General features: G+C 37.9%; 5 protein-coding genes. 3 read left to right on the top strand and 2 right to left on the bottom strand.

Going from position 1 to position 5,450, the window contains the following annotated elements; translation table 11 throughout:
• The first annotated feature begins 930 nt into the window (after nt 1-930).
• The 3 genes from HDT28_00025 (at nt 931) to HDT28_00015 (ending at nt 2,879) form a co-directional block, all read left to right on the top strand.
• Nucleotides 931-1,221 (top strand): helix-turn-helix domain-containing protein, encoded by a 291-nt coding sequence (locus HDT28_00025; GenBank protein MBD5130974.1) that lies wholly within the window; start codon nt 931-933, stop codon nt 1,219-1,221.
• 178 nt (nt 1,222-1,399) lie between these two features.
• Nucleotides 1,400-2,305, top strand: coding sequence for a nucleotidyltransferase (locus tag HDT28_00020; GenBank protein MBD5130973.1), 906 nt, complete (start codon nt 1,400-1,402; stop codon nt 2,303-2,305).
• Between the two features lies 1 nt (nt 2,306).
• Nucleotides 2,307-2,879, top strand: a complete 573-nt coding sequence (locus HDT28_00015) for a hypothetical protein (GenBank protein MBD5130972.1) — start codon at nt 2,307-2,309, stop codon at nt 2,877-2,879.
• Between the two features lie 370 nt (nt 2,880-3,249).
• Here the strand turns inward: HDT28_00015 and HDT28_00010 are convergent, their stop codons facing one another.
• Together HDT28_00010 and HDT28_00005 are read right to left on the bottom strand one after the other, a co-directional pair.
• Nucleotides 3,250-4,530 carry a hypothetical protein gene (locus tag HDT28_00010; protein MBD5130971.1) on the bottom strand — a complete coding sequence of 427 codons (1,281 nt, stop codon included), beginning with the start codon at nt 4,528-4,530 and terminating at the stop codon, nt 3,250-3,252.
• A gap of 29 nt (nt 4,531-4,559) precedes the next feature.
• Nucleotides 4,560-5,450, bottom strand: an 891-nt coding sequence (locus HDT28_00005) for a winged helix-turn-helix transcriptional regulator (protein MBD5130970.1), incomplete at its 5' end; no start/stop codon positions are given.

The following is a 5,450-nucleotide window of genomic DNA, read 5'->3' as shown; positions in this document are numbered from 1 at the left end:
GCATGGAAAAACGGTCAATCCCCTCTTGGTGCTCTATTGGCTCTCGTCTAAACTGACGGGGCGACTCATCATGCCTTTGCCTTTCGCTGAATAGTTACATATACTCCTGTCGGGATAAAACAGAGTGTATGATTCCCTGTACCAATCCGTTGCATGAATTGGAATCCTTGATGAATTATTCTTATTTTTTCAGGGATAAACCGTTTACAGACTTTCGGAGGGTATTCCTTCAGGAATGGTCCGGTGTGTAGGGAACCATCAAGGAACCATGTATTTCCTTTGAGGATGACCCATTGAATCCGATTAGAATTCTCATTGTAGATGTCGCGCGTCAGTCTGACTGATGAGAACCGTTTTCGGCTTCGCTTTCGGTGGCGGTTTGACTTAAAAACAATCGGAATATCGGTCTTTGTTTAACGCAAATTTCAATGTTGGGGAATGTTGGGGAAAGTGCGTGGAGTATTGGGCAACTACTATAAATCAAAGAACTATTTTAATCTAAGCCGTGTTGAAAAAGCAAAAAAGGCGACACTTCACGCTCATCCGGCGGTTAATCGTGTTACCCCTGAGAAGAATAGTCTGCACCACTGATAGTCCGGAATATCACAGGAATGCTTTCTCTCGAAACCATCACCCACTAAACCCACCCAATTATGGAATACATTAGAATTGAACGTAGCGTTTTCGACGCTATGCTATCCGCTCTTGCCGATTGCCGTTCTGTTCTTGTCTTGGCCGTTAATCGCCTTTCAAGAAGTGAACGACAGGAGTGGATAGACAACATATCGGCTCAGGAAATACTCAGACGTTCCCAACGAGGTATGACTGCGTTACGGATGGAGGGGAAGATAGGCTACTCTGTCATTGAAGGGAAAGTCTATTACCCTGCTTCTGAAATAGGACGCATACTCCACTATAATATTGAGAGCGATGGATGAAGTAAGCATTTCAAGAGAAGACCGTCAGAAAATACTCGGTGTTCTATCGGAGATAAAGGAATATGCACGGGAATTGGCTGAATGTGCCAGACCACTCTTCGATGGCAAGAGATTTCTTTCAGATGCCGAACTTGCCCGAAGATTAAGAATCAGTCGCTCCACACTATCCAACTATCGTATCAAAGGCNTTTTCGGATATTATTCCCTCGGTGGTAAAATCCTATATGCNGACCNNGAGATTGAGGAATACCTCAANGAAAACTANCATCCCCCATACAGATGACACNATTACACACAAGCCCCGATAATCCACACTGTGATTACCGGGGCTGATGCCGTTTTGTCGGATTATTTACATATTAATGACAATTCAATTCATCNACTACCATGGGACAACATATCATATTCAGCTGTTTTGGCACGATTTTTGATAGTCACTTTTAAAACTTTAATTATGAATTATGGCACGATATTCTCACGAACAACTTATGGCCATGTCTCGTCCGGCCAGTGACACCGAAGAGGCAAAAATGGAAAATGCTCGAAATGCTATTCTCAAAGCGTTAAGCAACTCTACAATACTAAGTTCAAACGCCTATGAGGTATTTGGACAAGGGTCATACGCAAACAATACCAATATCCGAAATAATAGCGATATTGATATAAATGTATGCTATACATCGGCATACTATTTTGATTTGCCTGTAAATGTAACACGTCAAGAATTAGGATTAAATAATCCACCCCAATATAGTTATCAATCATTTAAGAATGACATTGAAAAAATGCTCGTCCAATATTTTGGTAGTGTAGATGTTGTAAGGAAAAATAAATGCATTCATGTAAATGGGAACTCGTATCGAGCTGAAATCGATGTAGTTCCAACTTGGAGATATTTGAGATTTACAGATAGATGGGGTACTAATAAAGAGGGGGTACTTTTATTCTCGGACGATAATCAACGTGTCATCAATTATCCCAAACAACACTTAAATAACGGCAAGCANAAAAACAATATCACCCTACGTAGATACAAGCGTCTGGTAAGGATTATTAAGAATTTAAAAAGAAAGATGGAGGATTCAAGCCATTACAAAAATGATAATGTCACATCTTTCCTTATCGAGGGACTTGTTTATAATTATCCCAATGCAAAATATCTATTATCGTATTCGTCCTACGACTGGAACACAATTATACGCGATTTCATATNTTATTTCTGGAATGGGTGTTCTGATGATAGTGAGGCCTGGAAAGGATGGGTAGAACCATCAGAATGTCTTTATCTAATGTATGGACACAAGTGGACCCATAAAGATGTCNGGGAGTTTATGTATAATCTGTGGATCTTCTTGCAATACAACTAAAATGGTACAAGTAAATTATCGAAGTATAGTGTGGTGTGCAGTCATAGTCGTGATTGTACTATTCATTCTTTTCTTATTCCCATGGAANAATATTACCCTTACCGAAATATGGAATGCTCTTGGTAAAACTGTAACTTTATCGTTACTCTTATTTACCATATTCATTAAGCGCTTGTGGAGATGTAAAATCTTTAGATTTATTATTCCAATCCCATACCTGGGTGGAGAATGGGACGGCATTTTAAGATATAATTGGAAAGGTCAGGAAGGCGAAAAGACTATAAAATTAATTATTCGACAATCTCTTTTTCACATCCAATTTACTATAACAACAGATGAGAGTATCAGTCGAAGTTGTTCTGCGTCATTTAATATTGATGAATCGCGAGATGAAAATGAAGTAATATATTCTTATTATAATCAGCCATCCATCACACATCGCAATCATAGCCCTATACATTATGGCGCAGCTCGTTTAAATATTGTTGATAATAATACCAAATTAGAAGGACATTATTGGACCGATAGAAAAACCGTGGGTGAACTCATATTCCATAGAAATAATAAAATATAGGTTTATATAGCTTTACTGACTTATTACGCGAATTTTGAATTAAAATATTGAGATAGTTGGATGAAATAAACATTTCAAGAGAATACCGCCAGGAATTACTATATGACCTGTTGGACATAACTGAATTTACAAAGGATTTACGGGATATGCCAGACTTTTCTTCCTAAGACAACTACCCTCCGACATACAGATAACAACAGCATAAACACCACTCCCGATAATCTGCACTTAGATTATCGGGGGCTTTACTTCTTTATATAGTTTTATCCAATCTTGAATATCGCCAATCTTTATTGACTCATTTTTACATTGATGACATTTTTACGACATGATTCCTCATAAATGATGACCTTTGGAAGTTCATCAAATTTTATTGCAGAAAATTCTCAGGAATAGCAATTCCGTTCTCTTTTGCTATTGTAATAAAATTATTTTTGAACCCATCATCAGCCCATAACTCATCGCGAACTCGATCTCTAAGCGTATAAGGATAAGGTAATTCAGAGAACAAATCAATTATTTTCTTGATAAGCTCTATATCCAACTTCAAATACTGCAAGTGACTCATATAAAAATTTGTCTTATAGCAAACATCCTGACAACTTCTTTTTATATGAGACTCGTCTACATAATATTTAAAGAATAAATCAAAATATCCATTCCGCTCTAATATACCTAACGCTTTTTTATCTACATTGTCTAAATTTCTATTTGATTCATATCCCCCCACAAGTAGTTTCTCAAATAGTTCGTCAATCTCCTCTGTTGGGACTAAGCCACTTTCAATTAGAGAGGTCGCAATTTTATGTGCGTACGGAGAATACCTAAGAAACTTCCTCCAATATTCTCGGACATCCACTGGAGTTGTAAGTAGGAACCCAACTAATTCAGGGTTTATTTCTATAAAACTATTTCGACGCTCAATATCTGATGTAATGAAATTATATGCAGCCTCACGAACATTCCTATTACTATCCCCATCCAAGAATAAAAGAGTTTTTAGAAATTCATTGGAATTTCTATTATGAGACCTTGCGACGATATGCACAACAGAATCTATAAAGCCCTCCGTTTCTTCCTCATCCACCATGTCTGAAATTTTTGAAATAAGAGGATTCAGAGAAGTCGTAGGTGAATATTTTGATGGGTCACAATAATCCTTAAACTCAGCTAATAGCGAAGCTGCACCTCCTTCAATACTTATTTTCATCAAGTATGAGGAGATAAAAGCGTATAAGGTAAGAACATGCGCTAATTTGAAATCAAACTCTTTATAATGGGCGCATACATTTCTCAATTTTCTCCAATATTGAAATTGATCTCTAACAAATTGAGACATATTCAATATCGCAGGTTTTGAGCCATCGGCCTTAGCTCTTTGTACGACCCTATCATATGTTCGCTCATCCCAAATTCCATCGGATCTTATTTCCTTGCAGATATTTTCCCATTCCTGCTCCATAAATCCGTTAGGCTTTTTACCCATAAGAATTTTATTCCTAAGAGTTAGTAACATCCCTTGATATGCCAATAAGTATGCCGGACGAGTGATGTTATTTTTAAAACAGCGAAGAGAATCTCTAAATAGTCCTACGGCATTATCGCTCAAGTTATCGCAATTATTATCAAGCCAACGTTCAAAGGTATTCATAAAATTAGTTAATTCTTTATCGATTATTATCAATCATTTATATAGTACCCTCCGGTTTTCTTAGCACCACGATACTCTATCAAACCCTTATCTATAAGGCTTTTTACTATTCTACGTATGGTTCTAATGCTTTTGTTTGTACGTTGAATCAATTCATTCGCTGAGACACCAGGAGTAGTCCTTATTTGTTCCAGCACTAATTGTTCTGTACCATTTAATGTGCCATTTAATGTGCCATTTAATGTGCCACTATTGACACTCTTAGCCATCACTCGCTTCATGAACGTAACCGTAAAGATGCCTTGAGTACTGAATTTGGGTTCCGGCAATCCGGCGTCTTTCATCAGCCTACGCATACGGGGAACGCCAGAACCAACTTTCTCGACAACGTGCATTCTGGTAAAGAGTCCGAATATAAGCGGATTTCTACTCATACTCTTTTGTCCAAAGTCTGCGGCAACAACAGGTAATAATCCTCCGGGATTGGATATTTCAACCCGGTCATCATAAATCTCTACCATAATCGTTCCCCCTTCTTCATATAGATCTCGATGACAAATAGCGTTCATGATGGACTCCTTGAAGACATCAAGAGGAATTTCCCATATTTCCTGACGAGGGCCTGTTCCTTTAATGATATACTCTACTTCAAGTTTACTCTCAATCCATGAAAGCGCGTTAAGATATTGCTGATACAAAGGGCCACCAAACGTTTTATCATCTATGATATGTACCTTATCAAGCCCCTTGAAGCGGAGACATCTTATAACGGCATGAGGAAATTTGCGTTCTGGCTCTCGGCCAAAGAATAGAGCAGTCGCATTTTTAGCAATCCCTTCTTCTGTCAGAAGTTCAAGACTCTCAAAGAGCCTTCTGAGAGATAATGTATCAGAAAGGTTTGCCATCTCCATAAATGTCTG

The sequence above is a fragment of the Clostridiales bacterium genome, from assembly GCA_014799665.1.
Taxonomy (GTDB): domain Bacteria; phylum Bacillota; class Clostridia; order Christensenellales; family Pumilibacteraceae; genus Anaerocaecibacter.
The sequence above is the reverse complement of the archived record's forward strand: the minus strand, read 5'-3'. Positions and strand labels throughout refer to the sequence as shown.